Raw genomic sequence first — 21,967 nt, 5'->3', positions numbered from 1 at the left:
GCTCTGGCGTGGGACCGCGGTGTCCCCGAGCTAGAGGCGCTGGCGCGAGAACCACGGCGGCTCCGTGTCAACGGCTCTGGCGTGGGACCGCGGTGTCCCCGAGCTAGAGGCGCTGGCGCGAGAACCACGGCGGCTCCGTGTCGGCGGCTCGGCGTGGGAACCGCAGCGTTCTCGTGTCAGAGGCCCCGTGTGGAAATGACGGCGCCCCCACCCGAGACGAGTTCGGGTGGGGGCGCCGTTGTGAAGCGCTGAGGGTCAGCTCTCCAGGTCGGCCGTGAGGCCGCGGGTGAGGTTGGGGTCGACCGGGACGCCCGGGCCCATCGTGGTGGAGAAGGTGACCTTCTTCAGGTAACGGCCCTTGGCCGCCGACGGCTTGAGACGCAGCACCTCGTCGAGAGCGGCGGCGTAGTTCTCGATGAGCTGGCGCTCGCCGAACGACGTCTTGCCGATGATGAAGTGCAGGTTGGCCTGCCGGTCGGTGCGGAACTCGATCTTGCCGCCCTTGATCTCCGTCACGGCCTTGGCGACGTCGGGCGTCACGGTGCCGGTCTTGGGGTTGGGCATGAGACCGCGCGGGCCGAGGACGCGGCCGAGACGGCCGACCTTGCCCATGAGGTCGGGCGTGGCGACCACGGCGTCGAACTCGTTGAGCCGGTTGCCCTTGGAGATCTCGTCGATCAGTTCGTCGGCGCCGACGATGTCGGCACCCGCCTCGCGGGCCGCCTCGGCACGGTCACCGGTCGCGAAGACCAGGACCCGGGCGGTCTTACCGGTGCCGTGCGGGAGGTTGACCGTGCCGCGCACGATCTGGTCGGCCTTGCGAGGGTCGACGCCCAGCCGGAGAGCGACCTCGACGGTGGCGTCGAACTTGGTGGTCGACGTCTCCTTGGCCAGCTTCGCGGCCTCGACGGGCGTGTAGAGCTTGTCGCGGTCGATTCTGGCTGCCGCGTCCTTGTGCGCCTTGCTGCGCTGCATTCTGTACTCCTAGTGGTGTGCGGGCCGACGGTCAGGACGGCCCTCCCACGACTTCTTGCGGGAAGGGTCTTACTCGGCGATCGTGATGCCCATCGACCGGGCGGTGCCGGCGATGATCTTCTCGGCCGCCTCGATGTCGTTGGCGTTGAGGTCGGGCATCTTCGTCTCGGCGATGCTGCGCAGCTGCTCGCGGCTGAGCTTGCCCACCTTGTCGCGGTGCGGGACGGCGCTGCCCTTGTCGAGGCCGAGCGCCTTCTTGATCAGCTCGGGGGCCGGCGGCGTCTTCGTGATGAAGCTGAAGCTGCGGTCCTCGAAGATGGTGATCTCAACGGGGATGATGTTGCCCCGCTGCGACTCCGTGGCAGCGTTGTACTGCTTGACGAAGTCCATGATGTTGACGCCGTGGGGACCGAGGGCGGTACCCACCGGCGGCGCCGGGGTGGCCTGGCCAGCGGGGAGCTGGACCTTCACCAGTGCGGCGATTTTCTTCTTCGGAGGCATGTGTCCTTCTCCGGGTCCTGATTGCGATGCGGTCAGAGCCGCGGTTGCGCCCCTGACATGTCGGCGGCCGCCCTTCGCGAGAGGCGGCCGACCGAACGACTAAGTGTATGTGATCGTCTCAGATCTTCGAGACCTGGTTGAACGAGAGCTCCACCGGAGTCTCGCGGCCGAAGATCGACACGAGCACCTTGAGCTTCTGCGACTCGGGGCTGATCTCGCTCACCGAGGCGGGCAGCGTGGCGAACGGGCCGTCCATGACGGTGACGGACTCGCCGATCTCGAACTCGACCGTGGGACCCGCGGCGGCCTTGGTGGTGGCCTTCTTGGCCTCTTCGGTCGGCTCGGGCGCCAGCAGCTTGGCGACCTCGTCAAGGCTGAGCGGGCTCGGCTTGTTGGACAGGCCGACGAAGCCGGTGACGCCCGGGGTGTTGCGGACGGCGGCCCAGGACTCGTCGGTCAGCTCCATGCGCACCAGGACGTAGCCGGGCAGCACGCGCTCCTTGACCGGGACCTTCTTGCCGCTCTTGAACTCCTGGACGGTGTGCGTGGGCACCTCGACCTGGTAGATGTAGTCCTCCATGTTGAGCGACACGTTGCGGCTCTCGATGTTGGACTTCACCCGGTTCTCGTAACCGGCGTAGGAGTGGATGACGTACCACTCGCCGGGCAGGCCGCGCAGGGAGTCCTTGAACTCCTCGACGGGGTCGACGTCGGGAAGAACCGAACCGTCCTCGACGGCGGCGGCCTCTTCTTCGCCCGCCTCGTCGCTCTCCTCGACCTCGGCCTCCTCGGAAGCCGCCGCAGCGGACTCCTCGGTGGCCTCTTCCAGCTCGTCGCCCCACTCGTCGCGGGACTCGTCCGCCGGAACTGAAGACTCGGACACGGTGACTCTTCCTCTTTCGTGGTATCGAATGGCGACTCCGTCAGGCGATCACCCCTCGAAGCCTTCGGTCAGGATCCGCCGAAGACGCGGAGGACCGCCCATCCCAGGGCACTGTCGAGCCCGTACACGATCGCGACCATGATCAGAACGAATATCAGAACGACCGTGGTATAGGTGATGAGATCCTTGCGTGTCGGCCAGATGACCTTACGAAGCTCGTTGACGACCTGCCGATAGAAGAGGGCAGGAGAAGTGCGTGTCTTCTTCTCGCCACTAGGCTTGTCTGCGGTCTCGCCGCGCGTGTCGATCGCCACAGTCCTCACCTGATCAGTCGTATCCAACGCAGTTTTGCGGCGCGCTTACACGCCAATTATTGCGCGGACCGCACTCGCAGGGCACGAGGGACTCGAACCCCCAACCGCCGGTTTTGGAGACCGGTGCGCTACCAATTGCGCCAGTGCCCTATGTCGTAGACCAGACTACCCTGATCGACTCACTGCCTGGACCGAACCGCTCGCCGACATGCGGCGGAAGGACCACGCGAAAGCATACGGGTCATTGCCCGTCACGTCGAACCAAAACCTGATCGCCCAGGTCACGCCCGCGTGGGCACCGCGTGGGAGCATGGACGCATGTCCACGCGACCCCGCATCTCCGCGAGAATTTCCGCGATTTCCGAGTCCGCCACGCTCGCCGTAGACGCCAAGGCGAAGGCGATGAAGGCGGCCGGGCGTCCCGTCATCGGTTTCGGCGCGGGCGAGCCCGACTTCCCGACGCCCGATTACATCGTCGAGGCCGCCGTGCGGGCGGCCCGCGAGCCGCGCTTCCACAAGTACACGCCGGCCGGCGGCCTGCCCGAGCTGAAGAAGGCGATCGCCGAGAAGACCCGCCGCGACTCCGGCTACGCCGTCGAGCCGGCGCAGGTCCTGGTGACCAACGGCGGCAAGCAGGCGGTGTACGAGGCGTTCGCGACGCTGCTCGACCCGGGTGACGAGGTGCTGGTCGTCGCTCCTTACTGGACGACCTACCCCGAGGCGATCAAGCTGGCGGGCGGCGTGCAGGTCGACGTCGTGACCGACGAGTCGACCGGTTATCTCGCGAGCGTGGAGCAGCTGGAGGCGGCGCGCACCGAGCGGACGAAGGTGCTGCTGTTCGTCTCGCCGTCCAACCCGACGGGCGCGGTCTACTCGCGCGAGCAGACGGTGGCGATCGGCCGGTGGGCGGCCGAGCACGGGCTGTGGGTGGTCACGGACGAGATCTACGAGCACCTCGTGTACGGCGACGCCGAGTTCACCGGCATCGCCACGGCCGTACCCGAGCTGGGCGACCGGGTCGTGATCCTCAACGGCGTGGCCAAGACGTACGCGATGACGGGCTGGCGGGTCGGCTGGCTGATCGGGCCGTCCGACGTCGTCAAGGCGGCCACCAACCTGCAGTCCCACGCGACCTCGAACGTCTCCAACGTGGCGCAGATGGCGGCGCTCGCGGCGGTTTCCGGTGATCTGTCGGCGGTGGCGGAGATGCGCGCGGCCTTCGACCGGCGGCGGCAGACGATGGTCAGGATGCTCAACGAGATCCCGGGCGTGTTGTGCCCGGAACCTAAGGGTGCGTTCTACGCATATCCCTCGGTCAAGGAGCTGATCGGCAAGGAGCTGCGCGGGCGGCGGCCGCGGTCGTCGAGCGAACTGGCCGAGCTGATCCTGGAGGAGGCCGAGGTGGCGGTGGTGCCGGGTGAGGCGTTCGGCACGCCGGGCTACTTCCGGCTGTCGTACGCGCTGGGCGACTCCGACCTCGTCGAGGGCGTCAGCCGGCTCGCCAAGCTGCTGTCCGAGGCCCGCTGAGCCGCACGCGGGTCAGCCGGCCGTGATGTCGGCGGCGATCGGCTTGATCTCGCTGCTGAGGCCGGGCGTGGCGCCGATGTAGACGGCGGTGCCCGGCCGCTCCAGCCACATGAAGCAGCGCACGCCCGTACGCGTGGTCCAGCGCAGCGCGGGCTTGCCGCCGTACAGGGTGAGCGTGGCCTTGCCGACGAGCGTGACGAAGTGCTCGGCCGTGCGCGGGCCGCACACCACGCCGACGTAGAGGCGTTCGTCGTTGTCGCTCCAGATGCGGCCGCGCACTTCAAGCGGGCGGCGCAGCGACTCCAGGCGGTTGAACGAGCCCGCCGGGCTGAGCCCGGACAGCGCGGACGGCAGCCGCACGCCGGGGCCGTCGCAGGAGAGCACGGTGCCGTCCGCGTGGGTGACGAGCGGCTCGGGCGCGGGCGAGGTGGCGGACGGGGAGGCCGGCGGGGTGGCCACCGGGTGCGTCGTGCCGCCGCCGCACGCCGTGAGCGCGAACATGAGGAGCACCGCCGCCGGCCGCCGCATCGACCCCCCTTGACGTGAGTGATTACCGGGGAAAAGGCTCATAGTCTCCTACAGGAGCCCTCACGGAGGCGGCAAGAGCGAGGAGCTCGCCGCCGAGCGCGTCACTGACCCGGATCGACATCCCCGTGCCGGGGCGTTCGAGCCAGGCGATCAGCCGGCCGCCCGCCGGATGCCTGCCGGCCACGGCGGGCCTGCCGCGCACGGTGGTGGCGCGGGCGTCGCGCACCTTGATCCGGCTCAGGAAGCGGGCCAGGTCCGCTGCCACCGTACCGCGTGTCACCTGGGCTTCGACGAATCCGCCCGCCGCGGACGCGAACCTCGCGCCGGTGCCGTCGCCACCGGTCCGTACGAGGCCGCCCGGCAGGTACGTGAGCCAGAACCCGTCGGCGACGACCGCGACCGTCTCCGCCGGCCTCGGCACCGAGACCGAGCCCGCGGCGGGCGGCTGCACCGGCACCACCGGCACCGGCACCGGGGCGGGCAGGGGTTCGGCGGCGCGGATCGCGGCGCGCGGGAGGCGGCCGAAGCCCGAGGAGAAGATCGCGTAGATGATCAGGGCGGTCGCCGTGAAGGACACCGCGGCGAGCGTCCCGCGGCCGCCCGGCCCCAGGCCGTGCCACGACGGGGGCGCGCCGAGCCCTCGGACGTCGAGGGCGGCACCACGTCGATCCACCGGCCGAGCCCGCAGCCGAGCTTCCGGCCGAGCTTCCGGCCGCGCTCCCACCCGAGCTCCCACCCGAGCTTCCGATCGAGTCCCCCACAGCCGAGCGCCCGGCCGCGCTTCCGCCCCGGCTTTCGATCGAGTCCCCAACCGCGCCCCCCATCGGACCCCTGACCGGGCCTCTTTCCTCCCCCACACCCGCACCGGTGGCAAGATATGTCAATGCCACGGCCTCTGCACGCGCTTCCCAAGGCCCATCTTCACCTGCATTTCACCGGTTCGATGCGACATTCCACGCTGATCGAGCTGGCCAGGGAGCAAGGGCTGCATCTGCCCGACGCGCTGGAGCAGGACTGGCCGCCCAAGCTGCGGGCCACCGACGAGCGGGGCTGGTTCAGGTTCCAGCGGCTCTACGACATCGCCAGGTCCGTGCTCACCAAGCCCGAGTACGTCTACCGCCTGCTGCGCGAGACCGCCGAGGACGAGGTGGCGGCCGGGTCGCGGTGGCTGGAGATCCAGGTGGACCCGTCGGGTTACGCGCAGCGCTTCGGCGGCCTGACGGCCACGCTCGAGCTGATGCTGGACGCGGTGGAGCAGGCGTCGGCGCACGCCGGCATCGGCATGGCGGTGGTCGTGGCGGCCAACCGCACCCGCCACCCGCTCGACGCCAACACGCTGGCCCGCCTGGCCACCCAATACGCGGACAGGAACGTCGTCGGCTTCGGCCTGTCCAACGACGAGCGGCGCGGGCAGGCGCGGGAGTTCGAGCGGGCGTTCCGCATCGCCAAGCGGGGCGGGCTGCTGTCGGTGCCGCACGGCGGCGAGCTGATGGGGCCGCGCAGCGTCGCGCAGTGCGTGGACGACCTGGGCGCCGACCGGGTGGGCCACGGCGTGCGCGCGGCCGAGGACGACTGGCTGATGCAGCGGCTGGCCGACCGGCAGATCTGCTGCGAGATCTGCCCCACCTCGAACGTGGGCCTGGGGGTCGCCGAGCAGCCGGCCGACGTGCCGCTGCGCCGGTTGTTCGACGCGGGGGTGCCGATCGCGCTGGGCGCCGACGACCCGCTGCTGTTCGGTACGCGGCTGCTGCGCCAGTACGAGCTGGCCAGGGAGGTCTACGGGTTCTCCGACGCGGAGGTGGCCGAGCTGGCCCGCCAGTCCGTACGGTCCTCATCCGCCCCCGAGTCCGTGCGCAAGGAGCTGCTCAAGGGCGTGGACGACTGGCTGGCCGGATCACCCGAGTGATTCGGCGACCCTGACCGCCTCCTCCTTGCTCTTCAGCCCTTCGAGCCTGAGGTTGAGCGTGCCGTGCTGCCAGATCAGGGTGGGCCCGGCCTGGCGCAGGGGCACCTCGGTGCCGTCCTGGCGCCTGATGTGGCCGAGCGGGTGGTCGCCCTTGATCCACCACGCCGTACGGCCGCCGACCTCGGTGAAGTCGGGGTAGGGCGGGCCGAGCTTCTTGAACAGGTACGGGTCCAGGGTGCCGTCGAACTGGTCGAGCCTGATGCCGTCCGGCCAGAACATCGACACGACCCGCCCGCCGTCGGAGACCGTGGTGCGCTGCGGAGGGCCGAGCGCGGCCGGGGTCCTGGCCATGCGCGGCACCTCGGTGGGCGCGACCGTGCGCTCGCCCGGCAGGGGCGCCGTCGTGGTGACGGGCGGCGGCGTGGTGTCGCCGACGCGCAGCTCGATCCCGGCGAACCTGAGGATCCGCACCACCGCGGCCCGGCCCTGCGGGGTGGCCGCGACGAGCGCGGCGACGGCGACGACCACGGCGGTCACGACCTTCCACCGCGCCACCCGCCTGCGCCGCCGCTGCGGCACATGCGGCTGGTCGAGCCTTTCCCGCGCCTCCCGAGTACCGCCCGGCTCAGACGCGTCGGAGGGTGTCTCCCCTACGGGTGTCTCTGGCGCGGGTGTCTCTGGCGCAGGTGTCTCTGGCGCGGGTGTCGACGTGAGGCGGGTGCGGACGGCGGCGGCGACGTCGGCCGGAGGCGGGGCAGGGGTGTCGAGGAGGTCGCCGAGCGCGCGCAGCTCAGCCTCGATCGCCTCGTACTCCTCGTAGTCCTCGTAGTCCTCGTCAGGCTCACGCGAGCTCATCGCCCACCTCCTCCCTCAGCCGGGCCAGCCCCCGGTGGGTGCTGGACTTGACGGTGCCGACGGGCCAGTCGAGCACCTGCGCGGTCTCGGCCTCGCTCAGCTGTAAGAAGTACCGGCAGACGACGGCCTGACGTTCCCGTTCTGGCAGGGCGCGGACGGCGGCGAGCAGCCGGGAGCGGCGGTCGGTGGCGACGGCGGCGCCTTCGGGGTCGTCGGGCGCGCGGGTGGGGGCGGTGGCGGACAGCCGGAGCGCCAGGTCGGTCCTGCGGCCGCGCGAGCGGGTCAGGTTGTGGGTCTCGTTGGTGACGATGCGCAGCAGCCAGGGCTTGAACGGCGCGTCGCGGCGGAACGAGGCGAGGTGGCGGAACGCCTTGACGAACGCCTCCTGCACGACGTCCTCGGCCTCGTCGCCGGCGCCGAGCATGGCGGCGGTGCGGTGGGCGAGCGTGCTGTAGCGGGCGACCAGCGCCTCATAGGCGGCCAGGTCTCCCTTGAGCGAACGGGCGATCGCCTCGTCGTCGTCCATGCCGACTCGGATTCCACCGCATCATCAGCCGTCTGGGAAGGGACTTTCGCTGATCGTGTCATCCTGGTGACCGGCGTGGGCATTAGACTCTGGCAATCCATGTGCCCCTCGAAGGAACGGGATTATGTCTTCTGGGTATGACCGTGTAGTGCAACCGGCGGCCGGTGACGAGGCCCTGGAGAACCACCTGGGTGGGGACGAGGCCAAGAACTACCGGCAGTACGAGTTCGACATGGTCGCCCCGCACGTCGGGCGTTCGATGCTGGAGATCGGCTCGGGCCTGGGGCACTTCGCCGAGCAGTTCCTGCCGCGCCTCGACCGGCTCGTGGTCAGCGACTTCGACCCCTACTGCGTCGAGCAGCTGGAGAAGCGGTTCGTCGACCGCGACGAGATCAGCGTCCTGCAGTTCGGCCTGCCGACCGACATCCCGCTTGAGGACAAGGTCGACACGGTCGTCATGATGAACGTCCTGGAGCACATCGAGGAGGACGCCGAGGCGCTGCGCTCGCTGGCGCGCGTCACGCTGCCGGGCGGGCGCATCATCATCTGGGTGCCCGGCTACCCGCAGCTCTACGGCGACTTCGACCGCAAGGTCGGCCACGTGCAGCGCTACACCCCGAAGACGCTCGGCGCCACGGTCGCGAGGGCGGGGCTCGACGTCGAGGTGCTCAAGCCGATCAACTTCCTGGGCGGCATCGCCTGGTGGGCTGCGGTGCGGCGGGGCGGCGTCGGCTATCCCGACCCGCGGCTGGTGAAGATCTACGACCGCACGGTGGTGCCGCTGACGCGGCTGATCGAGCGGTTCGTCCGGCCGCCGTTCGGCCAGACGGTGTTCTGCGTCGCGCGGGTGCCCGTACCGAAGAGCTGAAACACGTCAGGCCGCCCCCTGGGGTGCCCTGGGGCGGCCTGACGGGCTTACTTGATGGAGCCGGCGGTCAGGCCGCCGACCACCTTCCGCTCGATCAGGGCGAACAGGATGATCACCGGGATGGTGGCGATCACCGAGCCGGCGAACAGGTTCTGCCAGTCCACCTGGTACTGCCCGATGAACGAGTTGAGCGCCACGGGAAGCGGCTGGTTCTCGGGGGTCGTGGTCAGGGTGAGCGCGACCACGAACTCGTTCCACGCGGCGATGAACGTGAAGATCAGCGCGGTGATGACACCGGGCATGGCCAGCGGCAGCGTGATTCTGAACAGCGCGCCGAAGCGGCCGTTGCCGTCGATGAAGGCGGCCTCCTCCAGCTCGCGCGGGATCGAGGAGAAGTACGCGTTCAGGATCCACACCGCGAAGGCGAGGTTGAACCCGCCGTTGACGAGAATCAGCGCCCAGATCGAGTCGACCAGCCCGAACTGGAAGAACTCGCGGTAGATGCCGACCACCATGGCGGTGGGCTGGAACATCTGGGTGATCAGCACGAGGATCAGGAACGCGGTCCGGCCGCGGAAGCGGTGGCGGGCCGAGTAGTACGCGGCGGGCAGCGCGACCAGCAGCACGAGCAGCGTCGAGCCGGCCGCCACCTTGATCGTCACCCACAGGTTACCGGCCAGGCCGCTGCCCCAGAAGTCGGCGAGGTTGCTCCACACCCATTCCTCGGGCCAGAACGTCACGTCGCGCAGCGACTCCTGTGAGCGCAGCGAGGTCAGCAGCATGACCACGTACGGGAACAGGAAGAGGAAGGCGACGACGTACGCGGTGGCGGCGATGAGGACGGTCTTGAGCCGCGGCATGGCGCTCCCGCCGCGGCCTGTGCGGGCCTGGGGACGCTGCTCGACCGGCGCGGGCATGGTCTTGACGGCCATCACGCCACCTCCTTGTTCCACCGCGACACCTTCAGGAAGATCACTGTGAGCACGATGACCATGCCGAAGTTGACCACGGACATGGCGGCGGACTCGCCGATGTCGGAGCCCTTGAGGATGTACATGAAGATCGTCGAGGTGGCCGTGGAGTAGCCGGGCTGCCCGTGGGTCATGGCCCAGATGATCGGGAAGCTGTTGAAGACGTTCATGACGTTGATCAGCGCGGCCACGGTGAGCGCGGGGCGCAGCAGCGGCAGCGTGATCGACCAGTACGTCCGCAGCCGTCCGGCTCCGTCCATCTTGGCGGCCTCGTACACGTCGGCCGGGATCGTCGCGAGCCCGGCGAGCAGCGCGTACATCGTGAACGGCACCGACACGAACACCGCGACGAAGATCAGCCACGGCATGGCGGTGGAGGCGTCACCGAGCTGGTCGGCCGCGGCCCCGCCCATCGCGTCGATCAACCCGAGTTTCAGCCGGATCTGGTTGATGACGCCGACCTCGGGGTCGAGCATCCACTTGAAGATGATCGCGGTCATCAGCACCGAGGCGGCCCACGGCGCGATGAGCGCCCAGCGGGCGACCTTGCGCAGCGGGAAGCGCTGGTTGAACAGCTGGGCCAGGGCGAGCGAGACCAGCACGGTGAGCGCGACGACCGCGACCACCCAGATCACACTGCGGAGCATGATGTCCGCGAAGTCCTTCTCGGCGAAGAGCTTGTCGTAGTTCGCGAACCCGTTGCCGCCGCGCACCACGCCCAGGCGGCTGATCTCGAGGAACGACGACCTGATCATCTCGATCACGGGCCAGAGCACGACCACGGCGATCAGCACGATGGCGGGCCCGACCCAGGCGAGGGGTTCGAGGGCGCGCAACCTTCTCATCAGACACCTTTCCAGGACGGTACGGCCGGCGAGCGCCGGCCGTACCCGGGTCCTGCTGGATCAGCCGGCCGCCGCTTCAGCGGTCTTCTGGAGCTCGCCGAGGACCTTGGCGGGGTCGTCCTTGACGGCGCCGCCGATGGTCTGCTTGATGGCGGGGTTCACCTCGGCCCACTTGGGGTCCTGGAAGGGGTAGAAGCTGGCGTTGGGCAGCGCGTCGAGGAACGGCTTGAGCTTCTCGTCGCTCGACAGCTTCTGGATGCCGCCGTTGGTGACGGGCAGCAGCTTGTAGGTGTCGGAGATCTTCTGGGCGGCGTTGCCGGTGTAGAAGAAGTCGAAGAACTTCTTGATCTCGGCGGCGTGGCCGTTCTTGTTGAACGCCATGATCCAGTCCATGACGCCGAGCGTGGTGTCGAGCGGGCCGGTCTTGCCGGGGATGGGCACGACGCCGTAGTTCTTCAGCCCGGCCGCGTCGAAGATCGGGATGGACATGGGGCCGCCGTTGACCATGCCGACCTTGCCGGCGCCGAAGTCCTCCCAGACCGTCTTGCGGTCCTTGGTGCCGGGGTTGGGGGTGGTCAGGCCGGCGTCGACCAGGCCTTTGAGGTAGGTGAAGGTCTCGACGTTCTGCGGGGAGTCGATCGCCCACTTGCCGGAGGCGTCCTTGTAGCTGCCGCCGTTGCCGAGCATCCACAGGAACGACTCGGCCTGGGCCTCCTCCTGGCCGAGCGGCAGGCCGAACGGCTGCGTCACGCCGGCCGCCTTGAGCTTCTCGGCGGCGGCCTTGAGCTCGTCCCAGGTCTTCGGCGGCTCGGCGATGTCCGCCTTCTCGAACAGGTCCTTGTTGTAGAACAGGGCGCGGGCCGAGGAGACGAACGGGATGCCGTACGCGGTGCCGTCGACCTTGCCGAAGTCGGCGAACTTCTGCAGCATGTCGCCGGAGACGTTCGGCGACAGGATCTCGTCCACCTTGTAGAGCAGGCCGTCCTTGACGAAGCCCGAGTAGTCGCCGGTCTGCAGGATGTCGGGCACCTGGCCGTTCTGGACCATGGTGGCGACCTGCTTGTCGATGTCGTTCCAGTTGATGACCTGGACGTCGACCTTGATGTTGGGGTTGGCCGCCTGGAACTCGTCCACGACGCCCTTCCAGAAGTTCTCACCCGAGTTCGGCTTGCCGGGGCCGTCGCCGTAGTCGGCGGCGACCATCTTCAGCGTGACCTGGCCGTCGCTCGCCTGGGTGTCGCCGCCTCCGCCGCCTGCGTCACCGCCGCCGCAACTGGACAGGACCAGCATCGTGGCAAGGCCGAGAGCGGCGCCGCCCACAAGCTTGATGTTCACTGGAGATACCGCCTTCTCGTCGGACGGGTCGAGCTGGTCCGTACCAGTTCGGCCGACCCAGCCCAGGGGGATGTGACACGCGAGTTCCGGCTTGCCCGCGTTTGCGTCAGCGTAAGCCTGAGCTAAGCGGCCGGTCTATACCGGTCCGTCTCGTTTTCGCAACACCTCACGAAAGGAGCGATCACAACCGGTCTAGACCGGATGTCAGAGGATCTTCCGCCGTACGCTCTCCCCACCCTCCGGCGCGCCGATCCACGGGCCCTCGATCGACGGGTCGAGGATGCCCTCCTCCAGGAACGTGTAGCGGCCGTCGAGCACGTATCCGGCCAGGCGGACGTCCTGGGTGTCGCTGTTGTCCCAGAGCCTGGCGAACAGCGCGTCCACCCGGCGCCTGGCCTGCTGGCAGAAGGTGTCGGCCAGCTCGTACGGCCGCCGCCCCAGGTCGCGTGAATCCTCCTCGGCCTTGAGGCAGGCGGCGGTCATGGCGTACAGCTCGGCGCCGATGTCGACGATCCGGCCCAGGAACGACTGCTTGTGCTCCAGGCCGCCCTGCCAGCGGGACATGCCGTAGAAGGTGGACCTGGCCAGTTTCCTGCTGGTCCGCTCCACGAAGCGGAGGTGGCCGGCGAGCGGGCCGAATGCGGCGTACGAGGTGGGCAGGTTGCCCGTCCCCGCGACCAGCGTGGGCAGCCAGGTGGCGTAGAAGCGGCCGGCCCTGCGCAGCGCCTGGGCGCGTTCCTGGCGGCTCGCGTCCGGGTTGACCAGCTCGCCCGCGGCGGTCAGGTGCGCGTCCACGGCCTCGCGGGTGATGGCCAGGCGCATGATCTCGGACGAGCCCTCGAAGATGCGGTTGATACGGGAGTCGCGCAGCATCTGCTCGGCGGGCACGCCGCGCTCGCCCCGCGCGGCCAGCGACGCGGCCGTCTCGTAGCCGCGCCCGCCGCGCATCTGGACCAGCTCGTCGAGCACCCGGTACGACAGCTCCGAGGCGTACAGCTTGGCCAGTGCCGCCTCGATCCTGATGTCGTTGCGCCGGTCGTCGGCCAGCCGGCCGGTCAGCTCGCAGACGGCCTCCAGCGCGTACGCGGTGGCCGCTATGAAGGCGACCTTGGTGGCGACGGCCTCGTGCCGCCCGACCTCGCGGCCCCACTGCACGCGCGCGGTTCCCCACTCCCGGGCGATCTTCACGGCCCACTTGGCATTGCCCGCGCAGGTGGCCGGCAGGGACAGGCGGCCGGTGTTGAGCGTGGTGAGCGCGATCTTGAGCCCTTCGCCCTCCTTGCCGACGCGATTCCTGGCGGGCACTCTGACCTGGGAGAAGACGGTGACGCCGTTCTCGATGCCGCGCAGCCCCATGAACTCGTTGCGTCGCTTGACCGTGATGCCAGGCGTGTCGGCCTCGACGACGAACGCGCTGATCTTCTTGCCGGTCCTGGCCATGACCACCAGCAGGTCGGCGATGACGCCGTTGGTCGTCCACAGCTTGACGCCGTCGAGCACGTACTCGTCGCCGTCGCGGACGGCGGTGGTGGCCAGCCGGGCCGGGTCGGAGCCGACGTCGGGCTCGGTCAGCAGGAACGCGGAGATCTCGCCGGCCGCGCACCTCGGCAGGAACTCGCGCTTCTGCTCCTCGGTGCCGAACAGCTTGAGCGGCTGCGGCACGCCGATCGACTGGTGCGCCGACAGCAGCGTGGCCAGCGCGGGGCAGTAGGAGCCGACGAGCATGAGGGCGCGGCAGTAGTACAGGTACGGCAGGCCGAGCCCGCCGTACTCCTCCTTGATCGTCATGCCGAACGCGCCGAGCCGCGCGAGGCCCTTGACCACGTCGTCGGGCACCTGCGCGGTGCGCTCGATGAGCACCGGGTCGACGTGCGCGTCGAGGAAGCGGCGCAGCGCCCTGACGAAGTCCTCGCCCCGCTTGGCCGCCTCGTCGGGCGGCGTCGGGGCCGGGTGCACCAAATCCAGCCGGTAGTCGCCGAGGAAGAGCTGCCTGGCGAAGCTGGGGTGCGTCCACTCCTTCTCGCGTGCCTGCTCGCCGACCTCCCGGGACTCCCTGTACTCAGCGTGCTCGGTCATGGCACCTCCGGACGTCGCGCCGTCTTGTGCTCATGGGTACTGCCCGCCGAGACGGCGCCCTGTCGCCGTTATAGCCCGATTTTGAGGGAACGGCGAGCATTCAGCCGCCGTACGGCGAGCGCGAGCACCGCCAGCACGGCGGGCACCAGCAGGTACGCGCCGCAGAAGGCCAGCCCCGCCAGCGACATCCCCGTGCCCACCACGGCCGTGGTCCTGAGCCGGCCGCGCGGCAGCATGCGCACCGCCGCCGCCACCCCCGCCGCCGTCACCGCCGCCAGGCATGCCGAGGTCGCGCGCATGAGCGGGTCGAGATCCACCGCCCAGAGCAGCACGGGCACGCTCAGCATGAGCACCAGCCCAAGGCTCCGGTACGGCGTCTCGCCCGGCGCCCCTCCCCTGGCGAACCAGACCGGCAGCGCCCCGTCCGCCGCCAGCGCCGCGCCCAGCCTGGCCGCTCCCGCGATGTAGGTGTTGACCGCCCCGAACGACAGCAGCACCGCCAGCACGCCGGTGACCGGCCTGGACGCGGGGCCGAGTCCGCTCTCCAGCATGGCGGTCAGCGGCACGCCCGGCATGTCGGCGCCGAGCACGGCGACCGAGGTGACGGAGACGCCGGCGTACAGCAGGGCGATCACCACGAGCGTCACGACCGTGGCCCTGAGCAGGCCCCGCCCGCCGCCCGCGAACTCGGCCGACAGGTGGCTCGCGGCCTCCCAGCCGACGAACGCGAACATCAGCACCCCGGCCGCGCCCGCCACGCCGGCGGCGCCGTACGGGGCGAAGGGGGTGAAGTTGGCCGGGTCGGCGTGCGGTGCGGCGCTCACCACGGCCGTGACCAGCACCGCGACGAGCAGGACGACCATGCAGATCTGCAGCCCGCCCGAGGCGCGCAGGCCGGCGGCGTTGGCGGCGAACGCGGCGGCCAGGATCAGGCAGGCGGCGAGGGTCGCGTCCACGCCCAGGCAGGCTTCGACGTACTGGCCGCCGACCAGGGCGCCCGCGACGGTGCCGATCGGCACGGCGCCGTAGAACCACCAGCCGGCCACGGCCGAGGCGGACCGGCCGAACGCCAGCCCGACCACCGCCGCCACCCCGCCGCCACCGGGGTAGCGGGCGCCGAGCGCGGCGAACGTCAGCGCGACGGGCACGCTAAGCGCGAGCATGCCCGCCCAGGCCAGCACGGAGGCGGGCCCCGCCGCCGCTGCGGCGAGGTGCGGCAGCACCAGCATGCCGGGTCCCAGCACCGCGCCCACGAGCAGCGCCGTCCCTTGTACGGCTCCCATTCGTCCACTCATATGCACGGAAGGTAGTTCAGCCATTCGGCGGTGAGCACGCCCCTCCGAACGTTCGGCCGGAATGGCTGGCAGTGTGGAGTCATGGACGAACTTGATTCGGCGATCGTACGGCTGCTCCAAACGGATGCGCGGCAGTCGAACCGCGAACTGGCCAGGCAGCTCGGCATCGCCCCCTCCACCTGTCTCGAACGCGTCCGCTCGCTGACCCGCCGCGGCGTGATCCGCGGCTACCACGCCGACATCGACCCCGCCGCGCTCAACCGCGGCGTCCAGGCCATGGTCTCGGTCCAGGTGCGGCCGCTCAGCCGGGCGGTGATCAACGCCTTCCAGACCTCGGCGGCCGAGATGCCGGAGGTGCTGAGCGTGTTCGTGCTGGCGGGAGGCGACGACTTCCTGCTGCACGTGGCGGTGCAGGACCTCGACCACCTGCACGCGTTCCTGCTCGACCGGCTCAGCAAGCGCAAGGAGATCGTCGGCTTCCGTACGTCGGTGGTGTTCCAGCAGGTGCAGAAGGTGGTGCCGGAGCCGCTGCCCGCGCCGTGAAGAAAGCGGAGGTAGGATCCTGAACTCTTTGTCAGTCACCGGTGAAGGGGGTCTCCGGGGTGTCATGGCCGTCGCCTGACCAGGACAGGCTCTATTTCGACCAGATCATGCGGCAGACGGAGGACGCGATGCGTCACCTCCGTACCGCTAAACAGCTCATCGGCCAGGTCGCGGGCACCGGCGTGGCCGCCGACGGGTTCATCAGGGTGACGGCCGGCGCGGGGGGTGCGCTGAGCGGCATCGACCTCAACCCGCGCCTGCTCCGCCTGCCGCCCGCGGTCATCGGCCGCGAGCTGACCAAGGCGGTCCGGGCCGCGCAGGACGACGCCGCGCGGCGTTCGCGGGAGATCCTGGACGAGGTCGGCACCTACGTCGAGGCGCTGCCCGAGCCGCTGGACGAGACGTTCGTCCGGCGGCGCGTGGACGCGGCGATGCGCGATCTGCTCGCGGGAGACCGGTGATGTCCGGCTACGCGATCGATCCGCGCGACATCCGGCCTCAGGACGTGGAGCGTGCCACCGAGCAGGCGTTCCATGCCGAGGCCGCACTCTCCGACGTGGACCGGCTGCTGGCGGAGGTCGTCGGCACGGGTCAGGCGAAGGGCGTCGGCGCCGTCGTGGACGCCGAAGGGCGGGTGGCGGAGATCACGCTCGGGCCGCAGGCGCTGCGTGAAGGGACCGACGGGCTGCGCGATGCGATCTTCGCCGCCGTGGGAGCCGCGCAGGAGCATGCCCGGCGGCAGGCCGATGAGCTGCTGCGCGAGCACCTCCGGCAGGCCGTGCCCGGGATCGCGGTGGACGTGGCGGAGCTTCGGCGGCGCCTCGGGGGCCTACTGAAAAATAATCACATAAGCCACAAAGGTTGATTACAGTCCCATTCATGCAGTACGGGGTTGAAATCGCCAAAGAGGCGTACACAGAGCAGGCCAGGCGCCTGCAGACACACGGGGACGACTACGCGGCGGCGGTCGAGCGGCTGCGCGAGCGAGGGGGCAGATGGGGGGACGACGGTCTCTTCGCGGAGATCGAGACGGCCTGGATCGAGTGCCGGCTGGCCATGCTGGAGGCCGTGCCCGGCATCGGCGGACACATCGGCGGGGTGAGCGCGGGCATGCGTCTCGTCCCGCAGAACGTCACGGCAGGTGAGCAGGCCAGCGCGATGCAGGATCCGGCGGCATGGCGATAACGCTCCCCCCGCAACTCGACGCGACGCTGGAACTGGCCGGTCTCTGGTTCCCCAACATCGACGAGGACGAGATCCACGCCGACGCCGACGCGGCGCGCATCGTGCAGGCGTACACGGCCCAGGAGGGCGCGGACGCCGACGCCACCGTACGCGGGGCCGCCGGCCTCCACCGGGGCGACTCCGCCGTCGCGCTGCAGAGCGCGTGGAACGCCAGCGACAACGCCAACGGCCACCTGGCGCAGGCCACGGCCGCGACGCGGATCGCGCCCGCGGCGCTCGACGGCCTCGGGTACGTGGTGACCGGCACCAAGGTCGCGGTCGGCACGGTCGCGGCCGTCGGCACCGTACGGCTGCTCTACGCCCTGCTGGCCGGCGGGCCGGCGGCCGGGCTCACCGCGACCGCCACCCTGCTCGCGATCAGGCGGGCAGGCACCAAGGTCCTGCGCGAGGCAGCCGAGGGCACCGGCCGCCACATGGCACCGGCGCTGACCAGGCGGGCCACCGCTCCGCTGCGCGACATCCTGAGCCGCCTCCGCCCCCCGGGCCCGCCCGGCAGCCCGGCGCTCGCGGGCGCGGGCCGGCTGCCCGGCGGCCGGGTGCCCGTCGATCCCAAGAGCTTCGACCGCAACCCGGGCATCCTGCAGATCCGCAGAAAGAAGAAGAGCGATGGAGGGGGCGGCGGCTGGAGCCGGAACTCTCCGGCCAGCTTCGACAACAACGCGCAGCGCATGCACGGCAGGTTGCCGTCGAGCAACGACGTGAGCAAGATGTCGCCGGAACAGGCCGCCGAGGCTGCGGCGCAGGTCAAGGACAGCATCCTGACGCGGAAGATGAACGAGGCCAAGCTCGGCAAGGACACCGGGCACCAGGCGCGGCTGAGGGACGAGCAGAAACTCCTGGAAGAGCTCGAACGCAAGGCCAACGAGGGGAAGTAGCTCGAGATGCACACACAGACGGGCGACGACCTGATGGCGCGCATCCTCGCCCGGCCCGCCGACGACGAGGTCAGGGGGCGGCTGGCCAACGACCTGCTCAACGAGCTGTTCGACGGCTACCCGGTCGACAACCTGCGCGCCCTGCTGCGCAGCGGTGACGACGACGCCGTGCAGACCGGGTCCTGGCTGCTGTCGGAGCTGGGCGAGCGGGCCGCGTCCCTGCTCGACGAGGCTCCTGCGCTGCTCGCCCATCCGCGGCGGCAGGTGCGCTTCTTCGCCGTCGAGTTCGTGCTGCTCGCCGCGGAGGAGCAGGAGGACGCGGCCGTCCTCGCCCAGGCCATCACCCTGAGCCGCGACCCCGACACCGCCATCCGGTGGAAGGTCCTGCACTTCCTGGCGATGGCCTCGACCGAGCAGCTCATGCTCGGGCTCTCCCGGCTCGCCGATCCCGAGCTGGGGCGGCACACGGCGGCGCTGGTCGCCGCCGACACCGGGGAGCCCGATCCGGGCGAGGTGGTGTCCGGGCTGGCCGGCGACGACCCGGTGGCCCGGCTGTTCGCCGCGGCGACCGCCACGCGCATGGCCGAGGAGGACCCGGCGCTCCTGCGCCACGCCGCCAGGGCACGCGACGAGGAGGTCAGCTCGTTCGCCCAGTGGCAACTCGGCCGCTTCGAGAACTAGCCGGCTTCGCCCGGCCGGGGGCGAGGGCGGACCTCGAACCAGGCGGGCGGGGGTAGACCGCGGACCAGGCGTTCACGCGGGCGCGGGCGCGGGTTCGCGGGGGATGGCGGCGTAGCTGATGGCGAGGGCCGCGAGACTCAGAGCGGCGGCGGCCAGGCCGAGCCAGCGCAGGCCGCCCGCCGCCACGAGCCCGCCGCCCAGCGCCGAGCCGGCGGCGATGCCGATGTTGAAGGCGCACACGTTCACCGACACCGCGAGCGTGGGCGCCTGCCCGGCATGCCGGAGCACCAGGCTCTGCAGCACGGGCGTGGTGGCCGAGGCCAGCACGCCCAGCACCAGCACCGCCAGAACGGCGGGCCCCGCCCACGGCACCGCGAAGGGGAAGGCGGCCAGCATCACGGCCAGGCCGGCGAACGTGCCGCGCACGGTGAAGGCGAGCGAGCGGTCCGCCAGCCGCCCGGCCGCCAGCCCGCCGGCCAGGCCGCCGGCGCCGTGGAGAAGCAGCAGCGCCGAGATCGCGGTGGGGCCGAAGCCGGTGATGCCGGTCAAGGCGGGCACCAGGTAGGTGAAAACGGTCGAGGTGGCGGCCAGCCCGACCGCCGTGGTGGCGATCACGATCAGCACGCGCCGGCCCAGCACGGTGGCGATCTCGTCCCGTACGCGCGTGGCCGCCGCCTCCTGGCGGGGCAGGACGGCGGCCAGTGCCCCGGCGGCGGCGAGCGCCAGGACCACCAGCACCGCGAACGGCGTCCGCCAGCCCGCGTCCTCCCCCAGCAGCACGCCGAGCGGCACCCCGAGCAGCGTGGCCACGGAGAACCCGGACCCGACGGCGGCGATGGCCGTACCGGCGCGATGCGGCGCGACCACCCGGGTCGCCGCCATCAGCGCCAGGGTCAGGAAGGCCGCGTGGCTGAGCGAGGCGATCACCCGTCCGGCGATGAGCACCTCGTACGACCCCGCCACCGCGCAGACGGCGTTCCCCGCCGCGAACAACACCAGCAACCCCAGCGCCAGCCCCTTGCGCGGCACCCGCACGGTCGCGATCGTCACCAGCGGCCCGCCGACCACGACGCCCAGCGCGTACGCCGTCACCGCCTGCCCGGCGGTGGACACCGAGACGTGCAGGTCGGCGGCCACCTGCGGCAGCAGCCCGGCGATCAGATATTCCGACGTGCCGACCACGAAAACGCTCACCATGAGCACGGCCGGCACCAACAGGCTCCTCTTCATGCGGGCACGCTAAAGTCTCACATGAATGTGAGAGTCAAGGCGTGGTGAGGGAGGTCACATGCGGATCGGCGAGCTGGCCAGACGCACCGGCGTGCACGAGCGGCTGCTGCGCTACTACGAGGAGCAGGGCCTGCTGCGGCCCGAGCGCTCGGCGAGCGGCTACCGGGAGTACACCGAGACCCACGTCGACACCGTGCGCCGCATCCGCAGCCTGCTGGCCTCCGGGCTGGGCACGTCCGCGATCGCCGCCGTGCTGCCCTGCCTGGAGACTGACGGCGAGCGCCTGGCGCCCACCTGCCCCGACGTGCTCGGCCAGTTGCGGACGGAGCGCGACAGGATCGACCGCGCGATGGAGGCCCTGCGCGAGTCGCGCGAGGCCCTCGACCTCGTCATCTCCGCCGGGCTACGCAAGTCGGCGGTCTGACCGGATGCCATGTGCCGGATAAATCGGTTGCACGCGCTTCCAGCACGCCCGTAGCCTCATGGACATGCGCCTTTACCTGTAATTCGCGATAGAGCGACCTGTCCCACCGTCCACCCAGTGACGCGGCAGTCATGTTCGCCCGCCGGCTCAATGCATCGTCGAGCCGCGTTGCCGAATTACGTAAAGGAGCCTTTCATGCGTGCTCGTGCCGACAGAAACCACCGCCCGCACCTGCCCGTGGTGCGGCCGATGCCCAAGATGCCGCAGCGGCCGATCATGCCGCCGCGCCACATCCCGCCCAAGGGGCGATGAAGACAACTACCGGGATGGTAGTTAGGCGGGCGCCGCCTCCCTCGTTACGCCCGGAGGCGGCGCTCGCGCCCTTTTTCTAGAGCCGTTCGATGATGGTGACGTTGGCCTGGCCGCCGCCCTCGCACATCGTCTGCAGGCCGTAACGGCCGCCGGTGCGCTCGAGCTCGTGCAGCAGCTTGGTCATCAGGATCGCGCCCGTGCCGCCCAGCGGGTGGCCGAGCGCGATGGCGCCGCCGTTGGGGTTGACCCTGTCGGGGTCGGCGTCCAGCTCCTTCATCCAGGCCAGCGGCACCGGGGCGAACGCCTCGTTGATCTCCACCACGTCGATGTCGCCCATCGACATGCCGGCCTTCTTCAGCGCCCGCTGCGTGGCGGGGATCGGCGCGGTCAGCATGTAGACCGGGTCGTCGCCCATGAGCGCGAGCTGGTGGATGCGGGCCCTCGGGGTCAGGCCGTGGTCGCGTACGGCCTGCTCGGAGGCGATGAGCACGGCGCCGGAGCCGTCGGAGATCTGCGAGGACGTGGCCGCGGTGATCTGGCCGCCCTCCTTCAGCGTCTTCAGTCCGGCCATCTTCTCCAGCGTCGTGTCGGGCCTCGGGCCCTCGTCGTCCTCGACGCCGTTGACGGGCTCGATCTGGTCCTTGAAGTAGCCGTTGGCGATGGCCTTGGCCGCCCGCTGGTGCGACTCGAACGCGTACTGCTCCAGCACCTCTCGGCTGAAGCCCCACTTCTCGCACATCAGCTCGGCGCCGCGGAACTGCGAGATCTCCTGCTTGCCGTAACGCTCGACCCACTTGTCGCCGAACGGGAACGGCATGCCCGCATCGAGCGCCGCCTTGATCGAGGAGCCCATGGGCACGATGCTCATCGACTCGACGCCGGCCGCCACCACGAGGTCCTGCGTGCCGGACAGCACGCCCTGCGCGGCGAAGTGGATGGACTGCTGCGAGGAGCCGCACTGCCGGTCGATGGTGACGCCGGCGGTGGTCTCGGGCAGCCCCGCCGACAACCAGGCATTTCGCGCGATGTCCATGCTCTGGGGGCCGAACTGCATGACGCACCCCATGATGACGTCCTCGACCGCCTCGGGGTCGACGCCGGTGCGGTCGATCAGCGCCTTGAGGGTGTGCGCGGCCAGGTCAGTGGGGTGGACGGTGGACAGGCCACCCTTCTTCTTGCCGACCGGGGTGCGAACCGCCCCGACGATGTACGCCTCTGCCACAGTGCCTCCTGGGAACCGAGCATTATTCGG

25 protein-coding genes and 1 tRNA gene are annotated in these 21,967 nt (G+C 70.3%); 10 read left to right on the top strand and 16 right to left on the bottom strand.

The window, feature by feature from the left end; translation table 11 throughout:
• Nucleotides 1-255: 255 nt before the first annotated feature.
• From rplA to AB0K28_RS34745, 5 genes are all read right to left on the bottom strand, one after another.
• Nucleotides 256-975, bottom strand: coding sequence for a 50S ribosomal protein L1 (gene rplA, locus AB0K28_RS34765; RefSeq protein WP_345395601.1), 720 nt, complete (start codon nucleotides 973-975; stop codon nucleotides 256-258).
• 69 nt (nucleotides 976-1,044) lie between these two features.
• Nucleotides 1,045-1,476 (bottom strand): 50S ribosomal protein L11, encoded by a 432-nt coding sequence (rplK, locus tag AB0K28_RS34760; RefSeq protein ID WP_355429713.1) that lies wholly within the window; start codon nucleotides 1,474-1,476, stop codon nucleotides 1,045-1,047.
• A 118-nt stretch (nucleotides 1,477-1,594) separates the two neighbouring features.
• Nucleotides 1,595-2,359 carry a transcription termination/antitermination protein NusG gene (gene nusG, locus AB0K28_RS34755; protein WP_345395598.1) on the bottom strand — a complete coding sequence of 255 codons (765 nt, stop codon included), beginning with the start codon at nucleotides 2,357-2,359 and terminating at the stop codon, nucleotides 1,595-1,597.
• 68 nt (nucleotides 2,360-2,427) lie between these two features.
• Nucleotides 2,428-2,673, bottom strand: coding sequence for a preprotein translocase subunit SecE (secE, locus tag AB0K28_RS34750; protein ID WP_187415017.1), 246 nt, complete (start codon nucleotides 2,671-2,673; stop codon nucleotides 2,428-2,430).
• Nucleotides 2,674-2,750: 77 nt separating this feature from the next.
• A tRNA-Trp gene (locus AB0K28_RS34745) sits at nucleotides 2,751-2,823 on the bottom strand.
• 168 nt (nucleotides 2,824-2,991) lie between these two features.
• On the opposite strand from AB0K28_RS34745, the gene AB0K28_RS34740 reads away from it, so the two are divergent.
• Complete coding sequence (locus tag AB0K28_RS34740; RefSeq protein ID WP_364378231.1) at nucleotides 2,992-4,200, top strand: pyridoxal phosphate-dependent aminotransferase; 1,209 nt, start codon at nucleotides 2,992-2,994, stop codon at nucleotides 4,198-4,200.
• A gap of 12 nt (nucleotides 4,201-4,212) precedes the next feature.
• Here AB0K28_RS34740 and AB0K28_RS34735 read toward each other — a convergent pair whose 3' ends face one another.
• On the bottom strand, nucleotides 4,213-4,728 hold the full coding sequence (locus AB0K28_RS34735; RefSeq protein WP_345395591.1) for a hypothetical protein: 516 nt from the start codon (nucleotides 4,726-4,728) through the stop codon (nucleotides 4,213-4,215).
• A gap of 22 nt (nucleotides 4,729-4,750) precedes the next feature.
• On the bottom strand, nucleotides 4,751-5,401 hold the full coding sequence (locus tag AB0K28_RS34730) for a hypothetical protein (RefSeq protein ID WP_364378229.1): 651 nt from the start codon (nucleotides 5,399-5,401) through the stop codon (nucleotides 4,751-4,753).
• 210 nt (nucleotides 5,402-5,611) lie between these two features.
• Here AB0K28_RS34730 and AB0K28_RS34725 point away from each other — a divergent pair, with 210 nt between their 5' ends.
• The gene (locus tag AB0K28_RS34725; protein WP_364378227.1) at nucleotides 5,612-6,634 is read left to right on the top strand and encodes an adenosine deaminase; all 1,023 of its coding nucleotides are present in this window, start codon (nucleotides 5,612-5,614) and stop codon (nucleotides 6,632-6,634) included.
• Here AB0K28_RS34725 and AB0K28_RS34720 read toward each other — a convergent pair.
• Nucleotides 6,623-7,489 carry a hypothetical protein gene (locus AB0K28_RS34720; protein WP_364378225.1) on the bottom strand — a complete coding sequence of 289 codons (867 nt, stop codon included), beginning with the start codon at nucleotides 7,487-7,489 and terminating at the stop codon, nucleotides 6,623-6,625. The genes AB0K28_RS34725 and AB0K28_RS34720 overlap by 12 nt on opposite strands.
• Complete coding sequence (locus tag AB0K28_RS34715) at nucleotides 7,476-8,015, bottom strand: RNA polymerase sigma factor (protein WP_364378223.1); 540 nt, start codon at nucleotides 8,013-8,015, stop codon at nucleotides 7,476-7,478. Before AB0K28_RS34715 ends, AB0K28_RS34720 begins: the two co-directional genes overlap by 14 nt.
• Before the next feature lie 124 nt (nucleotides 8,016-8,139).
• On the opposite strand from AB0K28_RS34715, the gene AB0K28_RS34710 reads away from it, so the two are divergent.
• On the top strand, nucleotides 8,140-8,883 hold the full coding sequence (locus AB0K28_RS34710; protein WP_364378221.1) for a class I SAM-dependent methyltransferase: 744 nt from the start codon (nucleotides 8,140-8,142) through the stop codon (nucleotides 8,881-8,883).
• A 47-nt stretch (nucleotides 8,884-8,930) separates the two neighbouring features.
• On the opposite strand, the gene AB0K28_RS34705 is transcribed toward AB0K28_RS34710, so the two are convergent.
• The 5 genes from AB0K28_RS34705 to AB0K28_RS34685 form a co-directional block, all read right to left on the bottom strand.
• Complete coding sequence (locus tag AB0K28_RS34705) at nucleotides 8,931-9,815, bottom strand: carbohydrate ABC transporter permease (protein WP_364378219.1); 885 nt, start codon at nucleotides 9,813-9,815, stop codon at nucleotides 8,931-8,933.
• Nucleotides 9,815-10,699 carry a sugar ABC transporter permease gene (locus AB0K28_RS34700; protein WP_345395575.1) on the bottom strand — a complete coding sequence of 295 codons (885 nt, stop codon included), beginning with the start codon at nucleotides 10,697-10,699 and terminating at the stop codon, nucleotides 9,815-9,817. Before AB0K28_RS34700 ends, AB0K28_RS34705 begins: the two co-directional genes overlap by 1 nt.
• Before the next feature lie 60 nt (nucleotides 10,700-10,759).
• Nucleotides 10,760-12,034, bottom strand: coding sequence for an extracellular solute-binding protein (locus tag AB0K28_RS34695; protein ID WP_345395572.1), 1,275 nt, complete (start codon nucleotides 12,032-12,034; stop codon nucleotides 10,760-10,762).
• 204 nt (nucleotides 12,035-12,238) lie between these two features.
• The gene (locus tag AB0K28_RS34690) at nucleotides 12,239-14,110 is read right to left on the bottom strand and encodes an acyl-CoA dehydrogenase family protein (RefSeq protein ID WP_345395569.1); all 1,872 of its coding nucleotides are present in this window, start codon (nucleotides 14,108-14,110) and stop codon (nucleotides 12,239-12,241) included.
• Between the two features lie 68 nt (nucleotides 14,111-14,178).
• A complete protein-coding gene (locus tag AB0K28_RS34685; protein ID WP_364378216.1) occupies nucleotides 14,179-15,405 on the bottom strand; it encodes an amino acid permease in 1,227 nt (408 codons plus the stop codon).
• Nucleotides 15,406-15,486: 81 nt separating this feature from the next.
• On the opposite strand from AB0K28_RS34685, the gene AB0K28_RS34680 reads away from it, so the two are divergent.
• Genes AB0K28_RS34680 through AB0K28_RS34655 form a run of 6 tightly spaced genes read left to right on the top strand, consistent with a single transcriptional unit; the run spans nucleotide 15,487 to nucleotide 18,749 of the window.
• Nucleotides 15,487-15,948, top strand: a complete 462-nt coding sequence (locus AB0K28_RS34680; protein WP_345395563.1) for an Lrp/AsnC family transcriptional regulator — start codon at nucleotides 15,487-15,489, stop codon at nucleotides 15,946-15,948.
• A gap of 59 nt (nucleotides 15,949-16,007) precedes the next feature.
• Nucleotides 16,008-16,409, top strand: coding sequence for a YbaB/EbfC family nucleoid-associated protein (locus AB0K28_RS34675; protein ID WP_364378214.1), 402 nt, complete (start codon nucleotides 16,008-16,010; stop codon nucleotides 16,407-16,409).
• Nucleotides 16,409-16,813: a YbaB/EbfC family nucleoid-associated protein gene (locus AB0K28_RS34670; RefSeq protein ID WP_364378212.1), complete on the top strand. Its 405-nt coding sequence runs from the start codon at nucleotides 16,409-16,411 to the stop codon at nucleotides 16,811-16,813. The genes AB0K28_RS34675 and AB0K28_RS34670 overlap by 1 nt, the downstream gene beginning before the upstream one ends.
• Nucleotides 16,814-16,827: 14 nt before the next feature.
• Nucleotides 16,828-17,133, top strand: coding sequence for a hypothetical protein (locus AB0K28_RS34665; protein ID WP_364378210.1), 306 nt, complete (start codon nucleotides 16,828-16,830; stop codon nucleotides 17,131-17,133).
• The gene (locus AB0K28_RS34660; RefSeq protein WP_364378208.1) at nucleotides 17,124-18,068 is read left to right on the top strand and encodes a hypothetical protein; all 945 of its coding nucleotides are present in this window, start codon (nucleotides 17,124-17,126) and stop codon (nucleotides 18,066-18,068) included. Before AB0K28_RS34665 ends, AB0K28_RS34660 begins: the two co-directional genes overlap by 10 nt.
• 6 nt (nucleotides 18,069-18,074) lie before the next feature.
• Nucleotides 18,075-18,749 carry a hypothetical protein gene (locus AB0K28_RS34655; RefSeq protein ID WP_345395549.1) on the top strand — a complete coding sequence of 225 codons (675 nt, stop codon included), beginning with the start codon at nucleotides 18,075-18,077 and terminating at the stop codon, nucleotides 18,747-18,749.
• Between the two features lie 72 nt (nucleotides 18,750-18,821).
• Here the strand turns inward: AB0K28_RS34655 and AB0K28_RS34650 are convergent, their stop codons facing one another.
• The gene (locus AB0K28_RS34650) at nucleotides 18,822-19,979 is read right to left on the bottom strand and encodes an MFS transporter (protein WP_364378206.1); all 1,158 of its coding nucleotides are present in this window, start codon (nucleotides 19,977-19,979) and stop codon (nucleotides 18,822-18,824) included.
• Nucleotides 19,980-20,037: 58 nt separating this feature from the next.
• On the opposite strand from AB0K28_RS34650, the gene AB0K28_RS34645 reads away from it, so the two are divergent.
• Nucleotides 20,038-20,403, top strand: a complete 366-nt coding sequence (locus AB0K28_RS34645; RefSeq protein ID WP_364378204.1) for a MerR family transcriptional regulator — start codon at nucleotides 20,038-20,040, stop codon at nucleotides 20,401-20,403.
• Nucleotides 20,404-20,791: 388 nt separating this feature from the next.
• Here the strand turns inward: AB0K28_RS34645 and AB0K28_RS34640 are convergent, their stop codons facing one another.
• The gene (locus tag AB0K28_RS34640; protein WP_364378202.1) at nucleotides 20,792-21,937 is read right to left on the bottom strand and encodes an acetyl-CoA C-acetyltransferase; all 1,146 of its coding nucleotides are present in this window, start codon (nucleotides 21,935-21,937) and stop codon (nucleotides 20,792-20,794) included.
• Nucleotides 21,938-21,967: the final 30 nt, after the last annotated feature.

This window comes from Nonomuraea sp. NPDC049504 (assembly GCF_040676845.1).
Taxonomy (GTDB): domain Bacteria; phylum Actinomycetota; class Actinomycetes; order Streptosporangiales; family Streptosporangiaceae; genus Nonomuraea; species Nonomuraea salmonea.
Note: the sequence above shows the minus strand (reverse complement) of the source record. Positions and strands in the feature narration are given on the sequence as shown.